The 23,821-nt window shown below is 58.1% G+C and carries 25 protein-coding genes; 19 read left to right on the top strand and 6 right to left on the bottom strand.

Going from position 1 to position 23,821, the window contains the following annotated elements:
- The 3 genes from G5229_RS08855 to G5229_RS08845 all read left to right on the top strand — a co-directional run bounded on the left by G5229_RS08855 (nucleotide 1) and on the right by G5229_RS08845 (nucleotide 3,752).
- On the top strand, nucleotides 1-1,626 hold the full coding sequence (locus G5229_RS08855; protein WP_421208968.1) for an ABC transporter permease: 1,626 nt from the start codon (nucleotides 1-3) through the stop codon (nucleotides 1,624-1,626).
- Between the two features lie 82 nt (nucleotides 1,627-1,708).
- Nucleotides 1,709-2,743: an ABC transporter ATP-binding protein gene (locus tag G5229_RS08850; RefSeq protein WP_111901082.1), complete on the top strand. Its 1,035-nt coding sequence runs from the start codon at nucleotides 1,709-1,711 to the stop codon at nucleotides 2,741-2,743.
- 103 nt (nucleotides 2,744-2,846) lie between these two features.
- Entirely contained in the window at nucleotides 2,847-3,752 is a 906-nt protein-coding gene (locus G5229_RS08845) for a Dyp-type peroxidase (protein WP_236376002.1), read from the top strand.
- 90 nt (nucleotides 3,753-3,842) lie between these two features.
- Here G5229_RS08845 and argR read toward each other — a convergent pair whose 3' ends face one another.
- Nucleotides 3,843-4,313: a transcriptional regulator ArgR gene (gene argR, locus G5229_RS08840; protein ID WP_005340378.1), complete on the bottom strand. Its 471-nt coding sequence runs from the start codon at nucleotides 4,311-4,313 to the stop codon at nucleotides 3,843-3,845.
- A gap of 201 nt (nucleotides 4,314-4,514) precedes the next feature.
- On the opposite strand from argR, the gene G5229_RS08835 reads away from it, so the two are divergent.
- From G5229_RS08835 to G5229_RS08810, 6 genes are all read left to right on the top strand, one after another.
- Complete coding sequence (locus tag G5229_RS08835) at nucleotides 4,515-5,255, top strand: ATP-binding cassette domain-containing protein (RefSeq protein WP_005357971.1); 741 nt, start codon at nucleotides 4,515-4,517, stop codon at nucleotides 5,253-5,255.
- A gap of 24 nt (nucleotides 5,256-5,279) precedes the next feature.
- A complete protein-coding gene (locus G5229_RS08830; RefSeq protein ID WP_005340381.1) occupies nucleotides 5,280-6,017 on the top strand; it encodes a transporter substrate-binding domain-containing protein in 738 nt (245 codons plus the stop codon).
- 3 nt (nucleotides 6,018-6,020) lie between these two features.
- A complete protein-coding gene (gene artQ, locus G5229_RS08825; protein WP_043826111.1) occupies nucleotides 6,021-6,671 on the top strand; it encodes an arginine ABC transporter permease ArtQ in 651 nt (216 codons plus the stop codon).
- A gap of 3 nt (nucleotides 6,672-6,674) precedes the next feature.
- Nucleotides 6,675-7,337, top strand: coding sequence for an arginine ABC transporter permease ArtM (artM, locus tag G5229_RS08820; protein ID WP_216952846.1), 663 nt, complete (start codon nucleotides 6,675-6,677; stop codon nucleotides 7,335-7,337).
- Between the two features lie 221 nt (nucleotides 7,338-7,558).
- Nucleotides 7,559-8,494, top strand: coding sequence for a malate dehydrogenase (mdh, locus tag G5229_RS08815; RefSeq protein WP_005340384.1), 936 nt, complete (start codon nucleotides 7,559-7,561; stop codon nucleotides 8,492-8,494).
- 395 nt (nucleotides 8,495-8,889) lie between these two features.
- Nucleotides 8,890-9,474 carry a tetratricopeptide repeat protein gene (locus G5229_RS08810; RefSeq protein WP_103251390.1) on the top strand — a complete coding sequence of 195 codons (585 nt, stop codon included), beginning with the start codon at nucleotides 8,890-8,892 and terminating at the stop codon, nucleotides 9,472-9,474.
- 99 nt (nucleotides 9,475-9,573) lie between these two features.
- On the opposite strand, the gene hmpA is transcribed toward G5229_RS08810, so the two are convergent.
- Nucleotides 9,574-10,767 (bottom strand): NO-inducible flavohemoprotein, encoded by a 1,194-nt coding sequence (gene hmpA, locus G5229_RS08805; RefSeq protein ID WP_201990764.1) that lies wholly within the window; start codon nucleotides 10,765-10,767, stop codon nucleotides 9,574-9,576.
- Nucleotides 10,768-10,878: 111 nt separating this feature from the next.
- On the opposite strand from hmpA, the gene G5229_RS08800 reads away from it, so the two are divergent.
- The gene (locus tag G5229_RS08800) at nucleotides 10,879-11,349 is read left to right on the top strand and encodes an Rrf2 family transcriptional regulator (protein WP_005340388.1); all 471 of its coding nucleotides are present in this window, start codon (nucleotides 10,879-10,881) and stop codon (nucleotides 11,347-11,349) included.
- A gap of 40 nt (nucleotides 11,350-11,389) precedes the next feature.
- On the opposite strand, the gene G5229_RS08795 is transcribed toward G5229_RS08800, so the two are convergent.
- A complete protein-coding gene (locus G5229_RS08795) occupies nucleotides 11,390-12,670 on the bottom strand; it encodes an HlyC/CorC family transporter (RefSeq protein ID WP_005348906.1) in 1,281 nt (426 codons plus the stop codon).
- A 42-nt stretch (nucleotides 12,671-12,712) separates the two neighbouring features.
- Entirely contained in the window at nucleotides 12,713-13,504 is a 792-nt protein-coding gene (locus tag G5229_RS08790; protein ID WP_227341902.1) for a cytochrome C assembly family protein, read from the bottom strand.
- 205 nt (nucleotides 13,505-13,709) lie between these two features.
- On the opposite strand from G5229_RS08790, the gene ffh reads away from it, so the two are divergent.
- The 5 genes from ffh (at nucleotide 13,710) to rplS (ending at nucleotide 17,227) form a co-directional block, all read left to right on the top strand.
- Nucleotides 13,710-15,086 carry a signal recognition particle protein gene (gene ffh, locus G5229_RS08785; RefSeq protein WP_005341384.1) on the top strand — a complete coding sequence of 459 codons (1,377 nt, stop codon included), beginning with the start codon at nucleotides 13,710-13,712 and terminating at the stop codon, nucleotides 15,084-15,086.
- Between the two features lie 182 nt (nucleotides 15,087-15,268).
- Complete coding sequence (gene rpsP / locus G5229_RS08780; protein ID WP_216952849.1) at nucleotides 15,269-15,517, top strand: 30S ribosomal protein S16; 249 nt, start codon at nucleotides 15,269-15,271, stop codon at nucleotides 15,515-15,517.
- A gap of 24 nt (nucleotides 15,518-15,541) precedes the next feature.
- Complete coding sequence (rimM, locus tag G5229_RS08775; protein WP_005340394.1) at nucleotides 15,542-16,063, top strand: ribosome maturation factor RimM; 522 nt, start codon at nucleotides 15,542-15,544, stop codon at nucleotides 16,061-16,063.
- Nucleotides 16,064-16,097: 34 nt separating this feature from the next.
- On the top strand, nucleotides 16,098-16,847 hold the full coding sequence (gene trmD / locus G5229_RS08770; protein ID WP_005308699.1) for a tRNA (guanosine(37)-N1)-methyltransferase TrmD: 750 nt from the start codon (nucleotides 16,098-16,100) through the stop codon (nucleotides 16,845-16,847).
- A gap of 32 nt (nucleotides 16,848-16,879) precedes the next feature.
- Nucleotides 16,880-17,227: a 50S ribosomal protein L19 gene (rplS, locus tag G5229_RS08765; protein ID WP_005308701.1), complete on the top strand. Its 348-nt coding sequence runs from the start codon at nucleotides 16,880-16,882 to the stop codon at nucleotides 17,225-17,227.
- A 101-nt stretch (nucleotides 17,228-17,328) separates the two neighbouring features.
- On the opposite strand, the gene G5229_RS08760 is transcribed toward rplS, so the two are convergent.
- Complete coding sequence (locus G5229_RS08760; protein ID WP_227341903.1) at nucleotides 17,329-17,652, bottom strand: isoamylase early set domain-containing protein; 324 nt, start codon at nucleotides 17,650-17,652, stop codon at nucleotides 17,329-17,331.
- An 80-nt stretch (nucleotides 17,653-17,732) separates the two neighbouring features.
- Complete coding sequence (gene mutH, locus G5229_RS08755; RefSeq protein WP_042053335.1) at nucleotides 17,733-18,407, bottom strand: DNA mismatch repair endonuclease MutH; 675 nt, start codon at nucleotides 18,405-18,407, stop codon at nucleotides 17,733-17,735.
- A gap of 733 nt (nucleotides 18,408-19,140) precedes the next feature.
- Between mutH and rppH the strand changes: the two genes are divergently transcribed.
- The 4 genes from rppH to thyA all read left to right on the top strand — a co-directional run bounded on the left by rppH (nucleotide 19,141) and on the right by thyA (nucleotide 23,648).
- A complete protein-coding gene (gene rppH / locus G5229_RS08750) occupies nucleotides 19,141-19,668 on the top strand; it encodes an RNA pyrophosphohydrolase (RefSeq protein WP_005340421.1) in 528 nt (175 codons plus the stop codon).
- A gap of 14 nt (nucleotides 19,669-19,682) precedes the next feature.
- Complete coding sequence (gene ptsP, locus G5229_RS08745; RefSeq protein WP_005340422.1) at nucleotides 19,683-21,962, top strand: phosphoenolpyruvate--protein phosphotransferase; 2,280 nt, start codon at nucleotides 19,683-19,685, stop codon at nucleotides 21,960-21,962.
- Nucleotides 21,963-22,029: 67 nt separating this feature from the next.
- A complete protein-coding gene (gene lgt, locus G5229_RS08740) occupies nucleotides 22,030-22,854 on the top strand; it encodes a prolipoprotein diacylglyceryl transferase (RefSeq protein WP_031227775.1) in 825 nt (274 codons plus the stop codon).
- On the top strand, nucleotides 22,854-23,648 hold the full coding sequence (gene thyA, locus G5229_RS08735) for a thymidylate synthase (RefSeq protein WP_005340427.1): 795 nt from the start codon (nucleotides 22,854-22,856) through the stop codon (nucleotides 23,646-23,648). Before lgt ends, thyA begins: the two co-directional genes overlap by 1 nt.
- Nucleotides 23,649-23,821 lie beyond the last annotated feature (173 nt).

Raw genomic sequence — 23,821 nt, 5'->3', positions numbered from 1 at the left:
ATGAAAAATTTTGGATGGATTACCGGCAGCTGGGCCATCGCCCTGCTGCTGGGTTTACCGGTTATAGCCCTGCTTTTCTCTGCCTTCTCGGCTGAGGGAGAGCTGTTTCGCCACCTCGCCAATACCGTGCTGCTCGATTATCTGGGCAATACCCTGGGGCTGGTGGTCGGCGTAGTATTGCTAAGCCTGCTATTTGGCGTGCCCACCGCCTGGCTGGTGGCCATGTGTCAGGTGCCGGGGCGCCGAGCCCTGCAGTGGGCCTTGATGCTGCCAATGGCCATGCCCTCCTATATCGTCGCCTACGTCTATACCGACCTGCTCGATTACTCGGGCCCGCTACAAGCCGAGTTGCGAGCGCTCTTTAGCTGGAACAGTCCAGCCGATTACTGGTTTCCGGCCATTCGCTCCCTTGGCGGCGCCTCCTGGGTGCTGGCGCTGGTGCTGTTCCCCTATGTCTATTTGCTGACCCGCGCCTCTTTTCTCGAGCAGTCAGTCAGCCTGATCCACTCCAGCCGCCTGCTCGGCTGTACCCCGTGGCAGAGTTTTCGCCGCCTCAGTCTGCCGCTGGCACGCCCCGCCATCATGGTGGCGGTATCGCTGGTGGCCATGGAGACGCTGGCCGATTTCGCCACCGTCCACTTCTTTGCCATCAACACCCTGACCACGGCGGTCTACGACACCTGGCTCGGCTATGGCAGTCTGGCCACCGCGGCCAAGCTCTCCTGCCTGATGCTGCTGGCGGTGGTGCTGCTGATCGCGCTGGAGCGCCGCTCGCGCAGCAGGCAGCAGGTGTTCCAGAAGTCCATGGGCCATGAGCAGCCGCTGCGCTATCCGCTCAAGGGGATGAGTCGCTGGTTAGCCGGTCTCTGGTGCTGGGGGCTGGTGCTGGCCGGTTTCGGCCTGCCGTTTGTCATCCTGCTCGATTACGGCGTGCGTTACTTCGAGTTGTCGTGGACGCCGGAGTTTGTTCGCTTCGCTGGCAACAGTTTGCTTATCTCGGCGCTGACCGCTCTGCTGGCGATGGGCATCGCCCTGCTGCTCGGTTTCTTCCGCCGCCTCGATGGCGGGATAAAGAGTCTGTTGCCCCTGCGCATCGCCGCCATGGGTTACGCCATGCCGGGTACCGTGCTCGCCATCGGGGTGCTGGTGCCGCTCACCGCCCTCGACTTTGCCATCAACGATCTGGCCGAGTGGCTCGGGCGTCAGGGGCCGGGCTTGCTGCTGACCGGCACCATTACCGCCATCGTGTTCGGCTATCTGGTGCGCTTCGTGGCCATCGCTATCGGCTCGGTGGAGAGCAGCATGGGCAAGATCTCCCCCAGCCTCGACATGGCTGCCCTCTCCCTGGGGCAGGGGGATGGCGGCATGCTGCGCCGGGTCCATCTGCCGCTGGTGCGCCGTGGTCTGTTTGCCGGTGCCATGCTGGTATTCATCGAATCCATGAAGGAGCTGCCCGCCGCTCTGCTGCTGCGGCCGTTCAACTTCGATACCCTGGCGACTCACGTCTATCAGTTTGTCTCGGACGAGATGCTGGAGCGCGGCGCGCTCGGGGCCATCGTCATCGTGCTGGTGGGGCTGTTGCCGCTGATATGGGTCAACCGCAGTCTGGACAGTCCGGGCCACTGAGTCGCCGCGTCGGCCAATGAAATTGCATGCGGTGCGCTGAACCAAAAGGCCGCGCGCCGCCAGAAACGAGAGGAAGTCAGCCTTGTCCTGTTTGCAGGTTGAAAATGTCAGCTGCCGTTACAACGGCCGCAATGTGCTGGAGCAGCTCTCCCTGACGGTGGCAGACAACGAGATCGTCTGCCTGCTGGGGGCCAGTGGCTGCGGCAAAACCACGCTGCTCAAGGCCATCGCCGGGCTGCTGCCGCTGGCAGAGGGCACGATTTGCCTCGGCGATACCCTGCTCGACGGGCCGGGAGCCAGCGTGCCGCCCGAGGCGCGCAACATCGGCATGATCTTTCAGGATTACGCCCTCTTCCCCCACCTGACGGTGGCCGACAATGTTGGCTTTGGCCTGACCAAACTCGACCGCAGTGCCCGCCAGCAGCAGGTGGACGAGGCGCTGGCGCTGGTCAATCTGCAGGGGCTGGGGGATCGCTATCCGCATCAGCTCTCCGGTGGTCAGCAGCAGCGGGTAGCCATCGCCCGGGCGCTGGTGTGCAAGCCGCGGCTGATGCTGCTGGATGAGCCCTTCTCCAACATCGATACCCAGGTGCGGATGAAGTTGATCCTTGAGATCCGCGCCCTGCTCAAGCAGCAGGGGATCGGCGCCATCTTCGTCAGCCACAGCAAGGAGGAGGCGTTCGCCTTCGCCGATCGGCTGGCGCTGTTTCGCGCCGGTCATATCGAGCAGGTGGGCCAGCCTGAGCAGCTCTATCGCCGTCCGCAAAACCGCTTCGTGGCGGAGTTTCTCGGTGGGGTCAACTATCTGGCTGCCGAGGTGGTGGACAGCCACTGCGTACAGACGGCGCTCGGGGTCATTTGTGGCAGCGAGCCCCATGGCCGCGCAGTGGGTGAGCAGTTGCAGCTGATGCTTCGACCCCAGCAACTGCTGCTGGAGAGCGCCGCAGATGGCGAGCTCAAGGTGGTGGAGCAGCAGTTCCTCGGCCACCACTGTCGGGTGCTGTTCGAGTGTGGCGATCTGCAGCTGGAGGCGAGCATTGGCGAGCCCCTTGATGGGATGCGGGCACGGATCAAGGTCGCACCCCATGGGCTGGTGTTGTTTGACCCTTTGCCCTGAACGCGTGATATCGTCGTGAAATCAAAGAACTGGATCCACTCTGGTTTATAATCGCGCAACGCAAATAGCCCGTAACGCTAACGCCTACTCAGGGGAGAGATATATGAAAGCCCAAGCCGGGATCTGCGCAGAGCCGAATCTGCACGCCCTCTATCTGATGTTCAATCGCACCGGCGACGCCGCCGAACTGGTCGGCCGTCTGGCCAAACTGCCCGCCCTGTGGCAGGCGGTTGCTGCCGATTTCCCTGATGCCGGGTTCAGCGGTCTGGTTGCCGTTGGCGCCGATGCCTGGGATGGTCTCTATCCTGCCGCCCGTCCGCCCCAGTTCCGCAGTTTTATGGCGCAATCCGCCAACGGTCAGGAAGCCCCCAACACCCCGTTTGATCTCTTTATTCAGCTGCGCGCCGATCGGGTGGATGTGCTGCACCACGCCGGTCACCGTGTGATGGCGCTGCTGGCCGGACTGGTCGAGCTGGCCGAAGAGGTGCGCGGTTTCCGCAACCTGGATTGCCGTGACCTGACCGGTTTCGTTGACGGCACCGAGAACCCGCAGGATGAGCACCGTGCCGAAGTGGCGCTGCTGGCCGATGGCGAGTTTGCCGGTGGCTCCTACATTCACGTCCAACGCTGGGTCCACGCCATGAGCGACTGGGAGAAGCTGGCGCAGAAAGAGCAGGAAGACATTATCGGTCGCACCAAGCCCGACAATATCGAGTATGAATCTGCCGCCAAGCCGCTGACCGCCCACATCAAGCGGGTCAACCTCAAAACCCCGAAGGGAGAGTCCATGGAGATCCTGCGCCAGAGCATGCCCTGGGGCACCATGACCGAGCAGGGGCTCTACTTCATCTCCTGCTGCCGCACACCGCAGCACTTCAACGCCATGCTGGCCAGCATGTACAAAGGTGAGGGCAGCCACTTCGACCACCTGCTGCGCTTCACCAGGGCAGTGACCGGCGCGGCTTTCTTCGCACCATCGGAAGGTTTTTTGATGGCGCAGGGCAAATAAGCCCGCCTGACGAAGACTCAGAAAACAAAAATCCCGGCCTTGGCCGGGATTTTTCGTTCTGGCGTGACCGCTATGACGCGGTGGTTGCCATTACGGCGTCTGTTCGAACAACTCGAGGGCGGAGAGGTAGAGCTCTTCGATATCGGTGTCGCTGGTCGGGGTGATGAAGATAGTGTCATCACCGGCGATGGTGCCGAGGATCCCCTCTGCCTTGCCGAGGGAGTCGAGCAGGCGGGCGATCAGCTGGGCTGCGCCCGGGCTGGTGTGGATCACCACCAGTGCGCCGTTGTGATCGACGTCCAGTACCAGATTCTTGAGCGGGCTGGAGGTAGTGGGCACGCCCAGTTCCACCGGCAGGCAGTAGACCATCTCCATCTTGGCGTTGCGAGTGCGAACGGCGCCGAAGCGGCTCAGCATGCGCGATACCTTGGACTGGTTGATGTTCTCGAAGCCCAGCTCTTGCAGGGCGGTGACGATCTCTGCCTGGGAGCCAAAGCGCTCTTCTTTCAGCAAGGCTTTAAAGGCCTTGGCCAGTTTTTCTTGCTTGTCGTTGTGTTTCATCTTGGTCTCACGAATGAGGAGGTGTGGCGGCCTGTGCGATACAGGCGGCAGATACGAACAGCGGGGCCATTTTGCATTCATATGCCGTTTTTTGCAAGGAAGCGGCGCTTGTTCTGCATATTGATTCAAAAATGGCTTGCATCAACCTTTATTAGGGATAGAATCGGGATGAAATTTTGAAAACTTATTCAATTGGGCTGTATGGGTATTGAATTAATAGGTATCGAGAAGTCTTGGCACAAGGTGCCGGTTCTGCAACAGGTCAGCTTTCGGACATCCCCCGGTGAAACCTTGGTGTTGCTGGGCCCGAGCGGTGCTGGCAAGAGTTCCCTGCTACGGATGATGAATCTGCTGGATACCCCGGATGCGGGTGTTCTGCGGATTGGCGAAAGTGAATTTTCTTTCCCGAACTCCCTCTCTGCTGCCGAATTCAACCGCCAGTCCCAACTGCTGCGCCGCAAGGTGGGCATGGTGTTCCAGCAGTACAATCTCTGGCCACATCTCACTGTGATGGAGAATCTGATTGAAGCGCCGGTCAAGGTGCTCGGCATGAGCAAGGAGGCCGCCATCGAGAAGGGGGCCTACCTGCTGGCCCAGCTGCAACTGGCCGACAAGCGCGATGCCTGGCCTGCCCGTCTCTCTGGCGGTCAGCAGCAGCGGGTGGCTATTGCCCGTACCCTGATGATGGACCCGGAAGTGCTGCTGTTTGACGAGCCGACAGCTGCCCTCGATCCCGAGATCACCAAAGAGGTGGCCGAGATCATCCGCAACCTGAGCCAGACCGGCATTACCCAGGTGGTGGTGACCCACGAGGTCGACTTTGCCCGCAAGGTGGCCAGCCAGGTGATTTATCTGGAGAAGGGGCGGATCATCGAATCCGGCACCGCCGCCATTTTCCAATCCCCGCAAACCAGCCGGTTTGCCGAATTCTTGATGCATTGATATTGAATCGATAAGGAAGCTGTCATGAAAAAGAGTCTGTTGTTGGTTGCTGCCATGGGCCTGTTGAGTACCTCCGTCATGGCCAAAGAGATCAAGTTCGCCACCGAGGCCACCTACGCACCGTTCGAATACCTGGATGACAAGAACGAGTTTCAGGGTTTTGACATCGATCTGGCGCGCGCCATCTGCGAGCAGGCCAAGCTGGAGTGCAGCTTCCACAACCAGGCCTTTGACAGCCTGATCCCCAGCCTCAAATTCCGTCGCTACGATGCCGCCATCGCCGCCATGGACGTGACCCCTGAGCGGGCCGCTCAGGTCGATTTCTCTGACATCTACTACGAGAACTCGGCCGTATTCGTCGCCAAGAAAGGGGCCTTCAAGGGGCCGGAAGAGATGGTCGACAAGACAGTCGGCGTGCAGAACGGTACCTCTCACCAGTCCTATCTGGTTGATAACTGGGTGAGCAAGGGTCTGCTGACCGTGCCGTACGCCAGCTACCAGAGCGCCTTCCTCGACATGATGAATGGCCGTACCGACGGTGTCTTTGCCGATACCGCCGTTGCTGCCGACTGGCTGAAGCAGCACAAGGAGTATGCGGTGGTGGGTGCGCCGGTGACGGATGCCAAGTACTTCGGTACCGGCTTTGGCATCGCGGTCGCCAAGGGCAATCAGGAGCTGCTGACCCAGCTGAACAAGGGGCTGGCCGAGATCAAGGCCAACGGCACCTATCAGAAAATCTTCGACAAATACTTCGCGCAGTAAGCCATGTTGAGCCTGTTGTTGGATGCAGCCTGGATGACCCTCGGGCTGGCCTTGGCATCACTGGTCGGGGGCATGGTATTGGCGCTGGCGTTCAGTGCCGCCGAGCTCAGCAAGCAGCGTGCATTGGTGTGGCCGGTGGCCACCCTGACCACGCTGATCCGTGGTCTGCCCGAGTTGCTGGTGGTGCTGTTCATCTACTTCGGCTCGACCCAGGTGCTGTTCCTCATCACTGGCGAGTATGTGGAGTTCAGCCCGTTCGCCTGTGGCGTGCTGGCGCTCTCCCTGCTGTTTGCCAGCTATGCGACCCAGACCCTGCGGGCGGCGCTCAATGCGGTGCCTTCAGGTCAACGGTTGGCGGCGCTGGCGTTGGGGTTGAGCAAGAGCCACATCTTCTTTCGCATCGTGTTGCCGCAGGCGTGGCGTCATGCCCTGCCGGGCCTCGGCAACCAGTGGCTGGTGTTGCTGAAAGATACCGCGCTGGTGTCGCTTATCGGGGTCAACGAGATGATGCGTCAGGCGCAGATGGCCTCGGCCAGTACCTATGAGCCTTTCACCTGGTATGCCGCCGCCGCCCTCATCTATCTGGCCATCAGTCTGGTGAGTGAATATGGCCTCGGGCTGGCTGCCCGCTACACCCGCCGCTACGGAGGCTAACTGATGCAAGAGTATCTCGTTACGTTGCTGGGCGGTCTGGTCACCACGCTGGAGCTGACCCTGTTCAGCCTGCTGCTGGGGATTGTGTTGGCAGCCCTGATGACCTGGGTGTTGGAGCTGCGCCTGCCGGTGGCGACCCAGCTGGTGCAGCTGTGGGTGCTGCTCTTTACCGGCACGCCGCTGCTCATTCAGATCTTCCTGATTTACTACGGGCCGGGCCAGTTCGAGTGGCTGAAAGCCGGCCCGCTCTGGCCGCTGCTCAAGCAGCCCTGGTTCTGCGCCGTGCTGGCGCTGGGTCTCAACACGGCGGCCTACTCCACCCGGTTGTTCAAGGGGGCGCTCGATGCCATCCCGGCTGGTGAGGTGGAGGCGTGCCGGGCGCTTGGTTTTAATGGCCGCCAGACCTTGTGGATGAAGGTGCGCCACGCCGCCCGTCATCTGGTGCCTGCCTACTCCAACGAGGTGATCCTGGTGCTCAAGGGGAGCTCCCTCGCCAGTACTATCACCATCATGGACATCATGGGGCTGGCGCAGGGGTTGAACGCCCAGACCTACGATACCCTGGCTGTGTTCGGGGTGGCTGGTGGGCTTTATCTGGCGATGAACGGATTGTTAACAATTGGTTTTCGCTGGTGTGAAAAACGGGCGCTGGCATTCCAATCCTGAGACCCTCAGATCTACCTCTTTATGGTAAGGAGAAGTGCAGAAAAACTGTGCTTCTCCTCCAACTTTTTGTATTTCCCTCCAATTTTTGCTCCCGCATGTTTCGTGGCTCACAGAACCCGTGACTGCAACTGTTATCAGATTGTTTTTTATGGGGGGATCCATTAAGGTTGGGCGCACAACAACAAACAACCTTAAACCTACGCTTAAACATGGAGTTGATCATGAAAGTTGCCGTTCTGGGTGCCGCTGGTGGCATCGGTCAAGCCCTCGCTCTGCTGTTGAAAAACCGTCTGCCGGCTGGCTCCGAGCTGAGCCTGTATGACATCGCCCCGGTTACCCCGGGTGTGGCCGTTGACCTCAGTCATATTCCTACCGACGTCGCCATCAAGGGCTTCTGCGGTGAAGATCCGACTCCTGCGCTGGTTGGGGCCGATGTGGTGCTGATCTCCGCCGGTGTGGCACGCAAGCCGGGGATGGATCGCTCCGACCTGTTCAATATCAACGCCGGTATCGTCAAGAATCTGGTCGAGAAGTGCGCGGCCACTTGCCCGAAAGCACTGATCGGCATCATCACCAACCCGGTCAACACCACTGTGGCTATCGCCGCCGAAGTGCTGAAGAAAGCCGGTGTCTATGACAAGCGTCGCCTGTTCGGTGTCACCACCCTGGACGTGATCCGCGCCGAGACCTTCGTGGCCGCTGCCAAAGGGTTGAACATCGACAAGGTACGCGTCAACGTGATCGGTGGTCACAGTGGCGTCACCATCCTGCCGCTGCTCTCCCAGATTGAAGGCGCTTCCTTCACCGCTGAAGAAGTGGCAGCCATGACCAAGCGCATCCAGAATGCCGGTACCGAAGTGGTGGAAGCCAAAGCCGGTGGCGGTTCTGCGACCCTCTCCATGGGTCAGGCGGCTTGCCGTTTCGGTCTCTCCCTCATCAAGGGTCTGCAGGGCGAAGCCAACGTTGTTGAGTGCGCCTACGTTGAAGGCAACGGCGAGCACGCCACCTTCTTCGCACAGCCGGTACTGCTGGGCAAGAATGGCGTCGAAACCGTACTGGATTACGGCAAGCTGAGCGCGTTCGAGCAGGAAGCGATGGAAGGCATGCTGGCTACCCTGAAAGCCGATATCCAGCTGGGTGTCGATTTCGTCAAGTAAGCGGGTCAACCGTGCCAACAAGGGAGCTTCGGCTCCCTTTTGTATTGATGAGATCCGCCCGGCAGGCTAAGGGGATGGGGCTTGGTGCCGATAACAGAGTGCAGCAGGAGATCCTTATGATGAAACCCCTTACCCTTCTCATTCTTGTCGGTACATTCACCGCGCCCCTCTATGGTGCCGAGGCGGTATCGGCTGCCGTATCGAGCGATGTGCCTGCAGCAAGTGCATCGGCACCGACCGCAAGCAGTGCTGCGGTGTCAACGGCCCCTGTCTCTGCTGCTACGCCAGCGCCCTCTGAGGCTGTCCCCGTCTTGCTCCCGGCCGAGCCGGTCACCCCCGTTGCCAGCAGTGGCGAGGGGGCCGCGCCGCTGCCAAAACCGGTGGAACCTGCTGCTGTGGTGGCGCCTCCCGCACCTCTGGCCGCTGGCGAGTTGCAGGCGGTGCCACTCTATCGTCAGGACGAGTTGCTCAACTGGATTGAGCAGGGGCGTCACCTCACTCAGGTGAAGCAGGATCGCTGTCAGCTGACTCAGGATATCGAAGCGCGCGCCTCGGTGATGAAGATCCCGGCCTATCAATTCCTCTGGGGGGATATGCTGGCGTGGGGTGTCTGTACCAAATCCAATGCCGAACTCGGGGTGCAATATATGTGGGAGGCGGCCAATCAGGGGTTGGCGCCAGCGCTGGAGCAGCTGGGGCGCTACTACTGGAAAGGAACTTTGGTGCAGAAGGATTTGGTGCGAGCCGAAACTCTGATGCGCGAGGCGGCCAGCCTCGGTTTTCTGCGGGCTCGCATCGAGTGGGTCGAGATGCTGTTGCAGGGGATGGGCAGTCCGCTTGATTATGAGGACGCCTATCGCTGGCTCCATGGCTCCGTCATAGGTGACAAGGCGCTGCACCAGAAGGCGGCGAGTCTGCTCAGCCGTCTTGGCAACCGGATGCCGGCCAACGTGGTGGCCCGCGCCAAGGCGATGCACTGATCCAAAAAAATGACCCACAGATCTGCACCTGTGGGTCCGGTTCCAGCCGCCGTGCCATGACAAGCCGGAACCTCCCTCTGTTATATGGCTGCCTGCGCCTTAGAGATCTTGGTGGGGGCCAAAAACTTCGTAATGGAGCTGCCCGGCTGACACCCCAGCCGCCAGCAGCTGCCGCTTGATCTCTTGCATGAAGCCGACAGGGCCACAGAAGTAGTAGTGGGCCTGCGGCGTGATGCGCTCTTTCACGGCAGTCAGATCCATGGTGCCGGCCAGGTCATAATCTTCACCCTGTACATCGCTGGCCTCCGGCTCCCGATACCAGACCCGGCTCAGCAAGTTGGGATGCTGGCGGGATTTTTGCTGAATATCCTCCCGGAAGGCGTGTACAGCGCCCTGTTCGCAGGCGTGCAGCCAGGTGATCTCGGCCTGATGAGCACTTTCCAGCAGCTGGTTGAGCATGCTCATCATCGGCGTCACGCCGACACCGGCTGAGAGCAGTACCACCGGGGTCTGGCTGTCGGCTTTCAGGTAGAAATCGCCGGTAGGAGGCATCACCTCGATCTTGTCACCCGCCTGCAGGTGATCGTGCAGCAGGTTGGAGACCTGACCCTGCGGCTCACGCTTGACGCTGATGCGGTAATCCTGCCCGTTGGGGGCATCGGAGAGGGAGTACTGGCGGATCTCCTGATATTCCAGCTCGGGGTGAACCAGCTTGATGCTGAGGTATTGGCCCGGTTTGAAGGTCAGTACCGGCTTGCCATCTTCCGGTGCCAGCAGGAAGGAGGTGATGAGGTCGCTCTCGGCTCGCTTCTCCTTGATGATGAAGGTGCGGGTACCTTGCCAGCCGCCATCCTGACTTGCCTTCTCCTGATAGATCTCCCGCTCGCGGCCGATGAAGATGTCTGCCAGCACGCCATACGCCTTGCCCCATGCCTCCAGCACCTCGTCGGTGACCGCACTTCCGCCCAATTCTTTGAGCGTGGCCAAGAGATGACTACCTACAATGTGATATTGTTCTGGCTGGATCAGGAATCCGGTATGTTTGTGCGCAATCCGCTCGACCGCACCGGCGAGCGCTCCCAGATTGTCGATATTCTTTGCATACGCGGCGACTGCATTGAACAGGGCCAGCGGCTGGCCGCCACTGCGTTGGTGGGCCAGGTTGAAGATATCTTTCAGCTCCGGGTTATGGCTGAACATCCGTTGGTAGAAGTGCTGGGTGAGGGCAGGACCTGCCGATTCGAGCAGCGGAATGGTGCTTTTGATGACGGCAACGGTGGTTTGATCTAGCATAGGGGCCTCGTTCTAATTGAACATATAAAATGTCATTTAATAAGTGGCATCCTAGATGTTTATTTGATTTGAATCAATACTCCACTTTTCGCATCGCGCTAATCAGGTTTTATGAGACTAACCAGTTATACAGATTTCGGATTGAGAGCCCTGCTCTATCTTGCCACCCTGCCGGAAGGGGAGTTGTCGAGCGTTGCCAAGGTATCAGCCCTGTATGGTGTTTCCCGCAACCACATGGTGAAGGTGGTCAATCAGCTGGTGAAGCTGGGCTATCTGCAATCCCAGCGGGGCAAGAATGGCGGTATTCGCATGGCTTGCGATCCCGCTACCATCAATATCGGGCAGGTGATAAGGGCGCTGGAAGGCAATCTGGACGGCATTGACTGCGGCTCGCCCGCTTGCCACATCGTCTCTGTCTGTCTGCTCAAGAGTGCGCTGAAAGAGGCGATGGATGCGTTTCTGGCGGTGATGGACAGCTATACGCTGCAAGACCTGCTGGCCAACCGTGACGAGCTGCAACGGGTCTTCGGCGAGTTGATCCCGACGCTGGTGCTGGAGCCGGATGATGAAGATGAGCAATGACTATGAGCAATAGAAAAGGGCTGCCACTGGCAGCCCTTTTTCAATCTTGCGAATCCGATTCCGCCCGGTACGATGCCGGCATAATCCGCGCCATCTTGACCATGTTGTTCTCCACATCGAGGATCTCGATAGGATAACCGGCCAGCCGGATCCCGATGTTGGGCTGGGGGATCTCCTCCAGATATTCGAGGATCAGGCCGTTGAGGGTACGCGGGCCATCGATGGGCAGATGCCAGTTCATCTCCTTGTTCAGCTCACGAATATTGGCTGAGCCTTCGACCAGATAAGAACCATCTGACTGGGGATGGATCTCGTCGCTCGGCGCTGGCGTCATGGAGGTGGTAAAGTCGCCCACGATCTCTTCCAGAATGTCGTCCAGAGTGATTAGCCCCTGAATATCGCCGTATTCGTCGACGATCAGGCCAATTCGCTCCTTGTTGCGTTGGAATTTGGCCAGTTGCACGTTGAGCGGCGTTCCTTCCGGAATGAAGTAGATCTCGTCCACTTCCCGCAACAGGCTCGATTTGTTGAACTGATCCCTGGCTACCAGTCGCAGGGCATCGCGCGCGTGCAAAAAGCCGACAACGTCGTCGATATTGTCGCGATAGAGCAGGATCTTGGTGTGAGCGCAGTGGGCCAGCTGGCGCTGGATGCTCTTCCAGTCATCGTTGATGTCGATGGCGTAGATATCGCTGCGTGGCACCATGATGTCCTCGACCAGCATCTTGTCGAGATCCAGAATGCTCAACAGCATCTCCTGATGACGCTGGGGGATCAGGTTACCCGCCTCATTGACTATGGTGCGCAGCTCCTCGGTGTTGAGGGAGTCATCCTTGTTGGGATTGATCTTCAGCATCTTGAGCAGGCCGCTGGTGATGCCGTTGATCAGCCAGACCAGCGGTGAGAGCGGCACCATCAGCCCCTTGAGGATCCAGGAGGCGGGATAGGCGATCTTCTCCGGAAACATGGCGGCCAGGGTCTTGGGGGTCACTTCACCGAATACCAGTACCACCAGGGTCAGCCCGAAGGTGGCGATGGCGACCCCGAGATCACCAAACAGCCGGATACAGACGATGGTGGCGATGGCGGAGGCGAGGATATTGACCAGATTATTGCCGATCAGGATCAGTCCCAGCAGGCGATCGGGGCGGGCGAGCAGTTGCTCGACGCGACGTGCGGCTTTGTGTTTGGTCTGTGCCAGATGCCGAAGTTTGTAGCGGTTGATGGACATCAGGCCGGTTTCGGCACTGGAGAAAAAGGCGGAAAGAAGGATCAAGATAACGAGAACAATCAGTAATGTACTCGTTGAGATGCTGTCCAAAAAGGGCTCCTGTTGGATGGTATGGCTAAAAGAGTATAGGTGTCAGCTCAACAGCACTTCTTTGACGAAGCGACTGCCAAAATAGGCAAGAGTCAGGATGAAGCTGCCGATCAGACTGAGAGTGATGACTTTACGGCCGCGCCAACCATAGGTGTGATGGCCCCACAACAGCAGCACATAGACACACCAGGCCAGAATGGAGAGTACCGCCTTGTGTGATTTGCCCTGGGCGAACATGTCTTCGAGGAAGAACAGGCCGGAGGCAATGGAGAGTGTCAGCAGGAACAGACCCGCCGAGATGAGCTGGAACAGCCGCTTCTCCACCGTCATCAGTGGCGGCATGGCTGGCAGGTTGCTGATTTTTCGAGATTTAAGCTGCTTGTCCAGACAGGCAAGCTGCAACGCAAACAGGCAGGCGATCATCAATACCGCATAGGCCATCAGGGCTAGGCCGATGTGCAGCAACAGCTGGGGATGGGCCTCCAGATGGGTGATGTAGCGACCCGGGATCAAGGCGCTGGCAGCCAGCAACAGGGCCGAGAAGCTATAGACTACCGGCAGCAGGATCCAGCCGTTGAAGCGACGGGTGACGCAGGTCATGAAGCAACTGATGATCAGGCTCACCAGCGAGGCGACGTTGAGCATGCTCAGGTTTTGACCGGAATGGGTCACCATTACTTCGCTGGCAACAGATGCACCATGGGCTACCAGTGCCAGTCCCACGCAAGCGAACAGGGGGGTGTACCCGACTTGTTTGGCATTGAGCAGCAGGTGCAGTGAGGCGATGATGGCCAGCAGATAAAACGCCAGGGCCAGAACAGAGATCACGATCATAACCAGGTCGTTGTTACACAAGCATTTAGGGATATAAGAGGAGCAGTATACCTTGCACAAGATGTGCTCGCCAGTTGTGCAATGGCCGATCCGCCCATATATAGGGACGAAGCATAGATGAGCGACGGTGCGGTGAATAATCGTCCTCGCGGCTGCTCTGGGTTATAATGCCCCCTATTTATTACGCCAAGAACCGGAATGCGTCATGTTTGAGAATTTGACTGAAAGACTCTCGCGCACCTTGCGCAATGTCAGTGGCCGTGGTCGGCTGACCGAAGAGAACATCAAAGAGACCCTGCGCGAAGTCCGCATGGCGCTGCTTGAGGCGGACGTCGCCCTGCCGGTCGTGCGTGATTTCGTGGCGCGCGTCAAGGAGCGTGCCGTCGGGCAGGAAGTGGCCAAATCCCTGAGCCCGGGTCAGGCATTCATCAAGATAGTGCACGGCGAGCTGGTCACCGTGATGGGGGAGGCCAATGAACAGCTCAATCTGGCTGCCCAGCCGCCCGCCATTATCCTGATGGCCGGTTTGCAGGGGGCCGGTAAGACCACCACGGTCGGCAAACTGGCCAAACTGCTCAAAGAGCGCAACAAGAAGAAGGTGTTGGTGGTCAGTGCCGACGTCTATCGCCCTGCGGCGATCAAACAGCTGGAGACCCTGGCGGGTGACATCGGCGTCGACTTCTTCCCGAGCGATGCAAGCCAGAAGCCGGTTGCCATCGCGACTGCCGCTATCGATCAGGCGCGCAAGAAATTCTATGACGTGGTGATCGTCGATACCGCCGGCCGTCTGCATGTTGATAGCGAAATGATGGCCGAGATCCAGGATCTGCATGCCACCATCAAGCCGGTCGAGACCCTGTTCGTGGTGGATGCCATGACCGGTCAGGATGCCGCCAACACCGCCAAGGCGTTCAACGAAGCGCTGCCGCTCACCGGTGTCATCCTTACCAAGGCGGACGGCGATGCCCGCGGTGGTGCCGCCCTGTCGGTGCGCCACATCACCGGTAAACCGGTCAAGTTCATCGGTATGGGCGAGAAGACCGATGCGCTGGAGCCGTTCCACCCTGATCGCCTCGCCTCTCGCATCCTCGGCATGGGCGATGTGCTCTCTCTGATCGAAGAGGTGGAGCGTAACGTCGATAAAGAGAAAGCGGCCAAGCTGGCCAGCAAGGTCAAGAGCGGTAAAGGCTTCGATCTCGAGGACTTCCGCGAGCAGTTGGCCCAGATGCGCAACATGGGCGGCATGATGGGCATGCTCGACAAGCTGCCGGGCATGTCCGGCCTGCCGGACAACATCAAGGATCAGATGGATGACAAACTCACCGTGCGGATGGAGGCCATCATCAGCTCCATGACGCCGAAAGAGCGTGCCCATCCCGACCTCATCAAGGGCTCTCGCAAGCGTCGCATCGCTGCAGGTTCCGGCATGCAGGTGCAGGACGTGAACAAGCTGCTCAAGCAGTTCACCGAGATGCAGCGTATGATGAAGAAGATGTCCGGCAAGGGCGGCATGCGCAAAATGATGAGCCAGATGAAGAACATGCTGCCACCGGGATTTGGTGGCGGTCGCGGCCCGTTCTGATTATCCGGAGTTAGGTATTGAGCGAGGGTCTGCGAGTTGCAGGCCCTTTTCATTGCAGCCCTGCGCAAAAAATGGCTGGCTTGGTTGCAATTATTACGAATCCAAGTAGAATTATGCGGCTTATTTTAAGCTAGGGTCCGCGTGTTTGCGGGCCTTGTTCATTAGATGTTAATGAGGACGATATGGTAACCATTCGTTTACAACGTGGTGGCGCGAAAAAGCGTCCGTTCTACCAGGTAGTAGTTGCTGACAGCCGTAACGCCCGCGACGGTCGTTTCATCGAGCGCGTTGGTTTCTTCAACCCGGTTGCTTCTGGTCAGGCTGAAAAGCTGAACCTGGACCTGGCTCGTATCGAGCATTGGGTTGCTACTGGTGCCGCTGTTTCTGAGCGCGTTGCCAAGCTGATCAAAGACGCTGCCAAAGCTGCTTAATCAGCCAAACGGTAAGGAGTTAAGGTGGAAAAACCTGTAGTTCTGGGCACCCTGGGGACCGTTTACGGCATCAAGGGCTGGCTTAAAGTGAACTCCTTCACCGATGTTGCCGAAGCGATTTTCGATTACAACCCCTGGCTGATTAATCAGAACGGGGCGTGGCGTGAAATTCGGGTTTCATCCTGGAAACGTCACAACAAGGGTCTGATCTGCAAACTCGATGGTATCGATGTGCGCGAAGATGCCCTGGCATTGACCAATGTCGAGATTGGCGTACCCGCCGATCTGTTGCCTGCGTTGCCTGAAGGTGAGTTCTACTGGCGTGACCTGATTGGTTGCTCCGTGGTGACCACCAAGGGATACGACCTGGGCAAGGTGACCGAATTGATGGAAACCGGCTCCAACGATGTGTTGGTGGTTGAGGCCAATGTAAAAGATGCCTTTGGTGCAAAGGAGCGGTTGATTCCGTTCCTGGAAGAGCAGGTGATCAAGAACATTGATCTGACTGCTCGAACAATCGAAGTTGATTGGGATCCTGGTTTCTAGTTTCCCGCGCTAACACGGGTGCCGGAGGTTTCTTATGTGGATTGGGGTGATTAGCCTCTTCCCTGAAATGTTCCGAGCCATTACCGAGCACGGGGTAACGGGTCGGGCCGTCAAGAGTGGCCTGCTGCAGATTGAGTGCTGGAACCCCCGGGACTTTACCCACGACAAACACCGTACGGTCGATGATCGTCCTTATGGTGGTGGGCCCGGCATGTTAATGATGGTTCAGCCGCTGCGTGACGCGATTCATGCAGCCAAGCAAGCGGCGGGAGACGGGGCGAAAGTCATCTATCTCTCCCCTCAGGGACGCAAGCTGACTCAAGCTGGCGTAACCGAGTTGGCGACGAATCAGAAACTGATTCTGGTAGCCGGTCGATACGAAGGTATCGATGAACGCGTGATACAAACCGAAGTCGACGAAGAGTGGTCTATCGGGGATTACGTGTTAAGTGGTGGCGAGTTGCCTGCCATGACCCTGATCGATGCGGTTTCGCGTCTGGTTCCAGGAGTCTTGGGTGATCAGGCCAGTGCTGAGCAGGACTCCTTTACGGATGGCTTGCTGGATCATCCCCACTACACTCGGCCGGAGGTGTTGGATGGATTGGCGGTGCCCGAGGCGCTGACAAGCGGCAATCACGAAGTGATTCGGCGCTGGCGTCTCAAGCAATCTCTCGGACGAACCTGGCAAAGAAGGCCGGAACTTATTAACAACCTAGCTCTGACTGACGAGCAAGAATCACTTCTTGCCGAGTATGTCCGCGAAGTGCGTGACAGCGTTAAGTAGAGTTTTCAGTTTATCCTAGGTAAGGAAAGACAATGAGCAAGATTATTCAGCAGCTTGAACAAGAGCAAATGCGTACCGACATCCCGGCTTTTGCCCAGGGCGACACCGTACGTGTTCAAGTTCGTGTTAAAGAAGGTGGTAAAGAGCGTCTGCAGGCTTTCGAAGGCATCGTTATTGCCAAGCGTAACCGCGGTCTGCACTCTGCTTTCACCGTTCGCAAGATCTCCAACGGCGAAGGTGTTGAGCGTGTATTCCAGACTCACTCTCCGCTGATCCACAGTGTAGAACTGAAGCGTCGTGGTGATGTTCGCCGTGCCAAACTGTACTACCTGCGCAACCTGTCCGGTAAAGCTGCTCGTATCAAAGAGAAGCTCAACTAATTCGATTCGAATTGGTGTCGGTATGTCGGCTAAAAGCTCGACAGGTAGTGAAAAGGCTCGCCAATGGCGAGCCTTTTTTGTATCCGGAATTCGGTCACTGCTTACTGGCTGACTCGTACCACCGAGTTGTCGCGGCCGTAGGGGCTGGGTACGTAGGCATCGGCTTGCCAGTCATTCTCGTAGAGGGTCTCTCCCTCAGGAGTGATGAACTGGTAGCAATACTCGAAACTCTCCGGCCCGTCGGTCGGCAGATTGAGGGTGGCCTTGAACTCACCGCTCTTCATGCGTTTCAGCTCGACCGGTTGCCACTGGGTGAACTCGCCGATCAGCATCACCTGTTCTGCCCCTGCTGCGGCCTCCTTCTCTACGGCGAAGGTCACCTTGACCTCGGGTTTGGACTTGAGAAACTGCTTGGTAAGTGGCATGACGCCTCCTTGTCTGTGAGTTAAAAATGGCTCCTGTCTATTTTTATACCACCATATGACAAAGATGTTGATAAGGCAGATCAAGTCGGCAAGGCAAAATAGCGTTGCAGTAGACTGTGGGTGAAGTCGATCTTGAGATAGAAGCCGCGGGGCAGGGTCATGATGGGTTGACCATCGCGGCCGATGGCGCGAGTCAGCGCCTTGTTGTTGGCCGCCTTGGGCCGCAGTTGCATCACCTGGCCGTGGCGCGCGCTGATCTGCTCCACTTCTCCCAGCACTATCATGTCCATCAGCTCCTCCCAGTCCTGACGCAGTAGCCGATCTTCCTCTTCATTCGGGCTCCACATCAGCGGCATGCCGACCCGCCGCTCGCCAACCGGGATCTCCCGATTGCCTTCCACCGGGATCCAGAGCACCCGGGATAGCTTGTTGCGCACGTTGGACTCCTCCCAGCGCTGGCCGCTGACACCGATCAGCGGGGCGACGCAGACGAAGGTGGTCTCCAGCGGTTTGCCCTGAGGATCCACGGGGATCGTCTTGAGTTCGATCCCCAGCTCCGGGAAGTCCTGCTCCGGCTTGCTCCCTGCGCTGGCTCCCAGTTGCAGCTCGATCAACTGACCGACCCACCCCTTGTCACGGCGCAGGTCTTTGGGCACCGCGACACCAGCCTCGGCGGCCAGCTGCGCCAGGGTGAATCCGGCCATGGCATAGGCGCGGCTCAATAACTCCTGCTCGGATTGGGGATTGCTTGGCATAGTTGGCTCCATCTTGCTCGCCATATTCTAACAGGGGAGGATCCCGAGAAGGATCGCTGTTTTTATAACCGATCCTGAGTGGATAAGATCAAATGCAGAGAGTTTGGGGGCTATCATCTCATCATCATGATTTTAAAGGATTTTGTCTATTTTATCGAGTAGTGATCCTGGTCTGGTTTGACCTCTAAATAGTTGTCCAAGGGTTTGTGCATGATGTTACACACAGTTATCCACAGAAATCTTGGATAAGTGGATGAAAGTGGTTGGAGTCGCTGATATGTTACAAAAAATTGTGAATGCCACCCCATTTTTACAGGGTAAATGGGGTAGATATTGTGCCACTCCTGTGGATAATTTCGCCGCGGTGGATCTTTGAGCAGTTGAACTTGTTCACAATCCGGATCATGGATCAGGCTCTTGGGGTAACATGGATCTAGATCCAGTTATTTTATCTCAAGTTCATAAAAAATAATGATTTTTTATATTTAATGTCGCGTGGTAATACGAAGAGTTACTTTTCGCGTACAGTTAAAAAGTACTGTATATACCCGTTTGCTAACAGCTTTATGCACAGCCTGGGTGGGCAACTTGGGGGCGCGGATCCTTGGATTTGTTTATAAGTATGTTTGAAATTGAAAGTTATTCATGAAACAGGGGATTCACTCCTTGTTTGCTGCCACGGAGTGAATGTGGAACAATCTCCTTATAGATTCAGCCTTTATAAGGTGATCACGTGATTGATGGCGACGGATTTCGTCCCAATGTCGGTATCGTGATCTGTAACCGTGAAGGACAAGTGTTGTGGGCTAAACGCTATGGGCAGCACTCCTGGCAGTTTCCGCAGGGGGGGGTTGATGATGGTGAAACGCCAGAGCAGGCCATGTATCGAGAGCTGTATGAGGAGATTGGCCTCAAGCCCGAAGATGTGACCATCATGGCCACCAGTCGTAACTGGCTAAAGTACCGTTTACCCAAACGTCTTGTCCGCTGGGACAGTTCACCGGTCTGTATTGGCCAAAAACAAAAATGGTTCCTGTTACAGCTGAATTCGGGCAAGGAGTCGAGGATCCAGTTCGGCTGTCATGGCCATCCCGAATTTGACGACTGGCGTTGGGTCAGCTTCTGGTATCCGGTGCGTCAGGTCGTCTCGTTCAAGCGGGAGGTTTACCGCCGGGTCATGAAAGAGTTTGCCCCGCTGGCGATGCCAGTGCCGGCAGTGCAGGTCAACAAGAAGGATGGGCGGCGCAACCGCGCCCGTTAAGGAGCACAGATTAGTTGTTAACGGAACTGAGACGTATCGTCGAGAGCATGGCCGAGGCCAATACCCTCGAGCAGGCCTTGCAGGCATTGGTGAGCCAGACCCGGCACGCCATGGCAGTGGACTGCTGCTCCGTGTATGTCTCGGAACCCGAGGTGCGCCGCTATCGCCTGGCGGCTACCGACGGCTTGGCACCGTCCGCTGTCGGCAAGGTGACCCTGCCCTACGAGCAGGGTATCGTTGGTCTGGTGGGTCAGCGGGAAGAGCTGATCAACCTGGCTGATGCCCCCGCGCACCCCAGTTTCAAATTCCTGCCCGATGTTGCCGAAGAGGCGTTCCGCTCCTTCCTCGGCGCTCCCATCATGCATCAGCGTCAGGTGGTCGGCATTCTGGTGGTGCAGCAGAAAGAGAGTCGCCGCTTCGATGAGGGGGAAGAGTCCTTCATGGTCACCCTGGCGGCCCAGCTGGCGGCGCGGATTGCCCAGGCGCAGGCCAAGGGGTGGTTGCAGAAGACCGACTGGAGCAAGCCACTGCGTGGTATTGCGGGTGCCAGCGGCATCGCCATGGCCAAGGCCTGGGTGTGGCGGCCCCGCAAGGCGCTCTCGTCCATTACCCCGCGCAAGGATGAAGACCATGCCAGCCAGCTGGCGCGGCTGGAGCTGGCCGTGGAGGAGGTGCGTCACGACTTGGAGAGTCTGGCGCTGCGTTTTCGCGAGAGCTACAGCCAGGATTCGGTGGCGATCTTCGATATCTACCTCCATCTGCTGAACGATCCCGGTTATATCAAGCCGATCCGCAACAAGGTGAGCAAGGAGCACTGGACTGCGGTATCTGCGGTCAAGCTGATCAGCGATCGCTTGATCGAGCAATTCAAGGGGATGAAGGATCCCTACCTGCAGGAGCGCTCCACCGACGTGAAGGATATTGCCCAGCGGTTGATCAGCCGACTGGTGCAGAATGAACCGGAACATATCTCCATCGGTGAGCCGGTAGTGCTGGTTGCTGACGAGGTGACCGCCACCATTTTGGCGGAAGTGCCCCGCGAGTATCTGACTGGGGTAGTCTCGCTCAAGGGGGGAACCAACTCCCATGCGGCCATTCTGGCCCGCGCCATGGGGGTGGCCGCCATCATGGGGGTCGATCTGCCTCTTGGTGACATCGGTGGTCGCATGCTGGTCGTCGATGGCTACAGCGGCGATCTCTTCATCGAGCCCAATCAGGTGATCCTGACCGAGTATCGTCAGCTGCTGAGCGAAGAGCGGGCGCTCGATACCCTGGTGCGCAGCGTCGATAACCTGCCATCCGAGACGGCCGATGGCACCAAGGTCTCCCTGTTGCTCAACGCCGGCCTCAGTGCCGATACCGAGATCTCCCTCAACCAGCTGGCGGACGGGGTGGGTCTCTATCGCACCGAGATCCCCTTCATGCTGCAGGAGAGCTTCCCCTCCGAGTGGGAACAGACTGCCCGCTATCGCGGCATTCTGGAGACCTACCGCAACCGGCCGGTCTGCATGCGGACGCTGGATGTGGGCGGCGACAAGCCGTTACCCTATTTCCCCATCGTCGAGGAAAACCCCTTCCTTGGCTGGCGGGGGATCCGGATCACCCTGGATCACCCCGAACTGTTTCTGGTGCAGCTCAAGGCGATGCTGCGGGCCAGTGAAGGGCTGGACAATCTGGCCATCATGCTGCCGATGATCAGCAGCGTCAGCGAAATCAAGGCCTCCCGTCGTCTGCTGGATCAGGCGTGGCGAGAGGTGTCGGAAGAGGCGGCGAGTCGCGATGCGGTGATCCGCTATCCCAGCCTCGGGGTGATGATCGAGGTGCCCTCAGCCCTCTTTATTTTGCCGGAGATGGCGCCGCTCATCGACTTCTGGTCTGTGGGCAGTAACGACCTTACCCAGTACCTGCTGGCGGTGGATCGCAACAACTCCCGCGTTGCCAACATCTACGATGCCTTCCATCCTGCGGTGATCCGCGCCCTGCAACAGCTGGTTGATGCTTCCCATCGCTACCAGAAGCCGGTGTCGGTGTGTGGCGAGCTGGCCGGTGATCCGGTCGGTGTATTGCTGCTGCTGGCCATGGGTTATCGCCGCTTCAGTATGAATACCCACAACATCGCCCGGATCAAGTACGTGCTGCGTCAATCCACCCTGAGCGAGTTGACCGAACTGATGGCCGATGGCCTCAAACATGACAACCCCCACGTACTGCGCGGCCTGTTTGCCCGCTATCTGGAGGAGCATGGTTTGGGCGGTTTGCTGCGAGCCGGTCATAAATCGAAACAGAGTGATTGATAATCATGCCTTGTCCCTGCTGACGAATGATCGGAAAATGCGGCTTTTATTTTGACTGGGGCCGCATATGCAGCACGATGGATATTGGGTTTTCTCGCAGATTGATCCCGTAGCATTCAGTTTGGGACCACTATCGGTACGCTGGTATGGTCTCATGTACCTGTTCGGTTTCGCGTTTGCCATGTGGCTTGCCGGCCGTCGCGCCGATGCGCCGAACAGCGGCTGGACCCGCAACGAGGTGTCGGATCTGCTGTTCTACGGTTTCCTCGGGGTGATCCTCGGTGGCCGTGTCGGTTACGTGCTGTTCTACAACTTCGATCTCTTCCTCGCGGATCCCACCTACCTGTTCAAGATCTGGACCGGCGGTATGTCGTTCCACGGTGGTCTGATCGGGGTAATCACCGCGATGATCTGGTTTGCCCACAAGACCAAGCGCCACTTCTTCACCGTGGCCGACTTTGTGGCACCGCTCATTCCGTTTGGTCTCGGCGTCGGCCGGATCGGCAACTTCCTCAACGGCGAGCTGTGGGGCCGGGTCACCGATGTGCCCTGGGCCATCATCTTCCCGGAGGCCGGCCCCGAGCCGCGTCATCCCTCCCAGCTTTACCAGTTCGCACTGGAAGGGGTGGTGCTGTTCATCATCCTCAACCTGTTCTGGCGCAAGAATCCGCCCCGTGGTGCCATCTCCGGCATGTTCCTGTTGTTCTACGGCCTGTTCCGCTTCCTGGTGGAGTTTGTGCGCCAGCCGGACAGCCAGCTTGGTCTCTACTTCCAGGAGATCAGCATGGGCCAGATCCTCTCCACCCCGATGATTATCGCCGGTGCCCTGATGATCTGGGCCGCCTACAAGCGTCCGCAGTTGTTCGGTAATGCCGTGAAGGAGGCGAAATAATGCGAGCTTATCTGGACCTGATGCAGAAAATCCTCGATGAGGGCACCGTCAAGTCTGACCGTACCGGCACCGGAACTGTCTCCCTGTTCGGCCATCAGATGCGCTTCAATCTGGCGGAAGGTTTCCCGCTGGTGACCACCAAGAAGTGCCACCTGCGCTCCATCATTCACGAGCTGCTCTGGTTCCTCAATGGCGATACCAATACCGCCTATCTGAAGGAAAATGGCGTCAGCATCTGGGATGAGTGGGCCGACGAGAATGGCGATCTGGGGCCGGTTTACGGCGCGCAGTGGCGCTCCTGGCCTGCGGCCGACGGGTCTGTCATCGACCAGATCCAGAAGGCGGTGGATGACATCAAGCACAACCCGGATTCGCGCCGCATCATCGTCTCCGCCTGGAACGTGGGCGAGCTGGACAAGATGGCGCTGGCTCCCTGCCACGCCTTCTTCCAGTTCTATGTGGCGGACGGCAAGCTCTCCTGCCAGCTCTACCAGCGCAGTTGCGATGTGTTCCTCGGCCTGCCGTTCAATATTGCCAGCTACGCCCTGCTGACCCACATGATGGCCCAGCAGTGCAATCTGGAAGTGGGTGACTTTGTCTGGACTGGCGGTGATGTGCACCTCTACTCCAACCACATGGAGCAGACAGCTCTGCAGCTCTCCCGCGAGCCGCGTCCGCTGCCGACCCTGGTGATCAAGCGCAAACCCGACTCCATCTTCGATTACAAGTTCGAGGATTTCGAGATCGAGGGTTATGATCCCCACCCCGGCATCAAGGCGCCCGTCGCCATCTGATAGCAAGGCGCCTCAGGGCGCCTTTTTTATGCAGTTAAATAATTGAAAATTCATTTTATTGATTAATAAGACGGTAGCCAGAGACGAGGAAAAACCTGCTTATAGCAGGTATGTTCTATTTTGCTTTCGGTTTTTTCGTTGTATTGAGCAGCAAGAAACGATTTTCCATTGGT

The organism is Aeromonas sp. 602396 (assembly GCF_049173735.1).
GTDB classification, from domain to species: Bacteria; Pseudomonadota; Gammaproteobacteria; order Enterobacterales; family Aeromonadaceae; genus Aeromonas; species Aeromonas veronii_A.
Note: the sequence above shows the minus strand (reverse complement) of the source record. Positions and strands in the feature narration are given on the sequence as shown.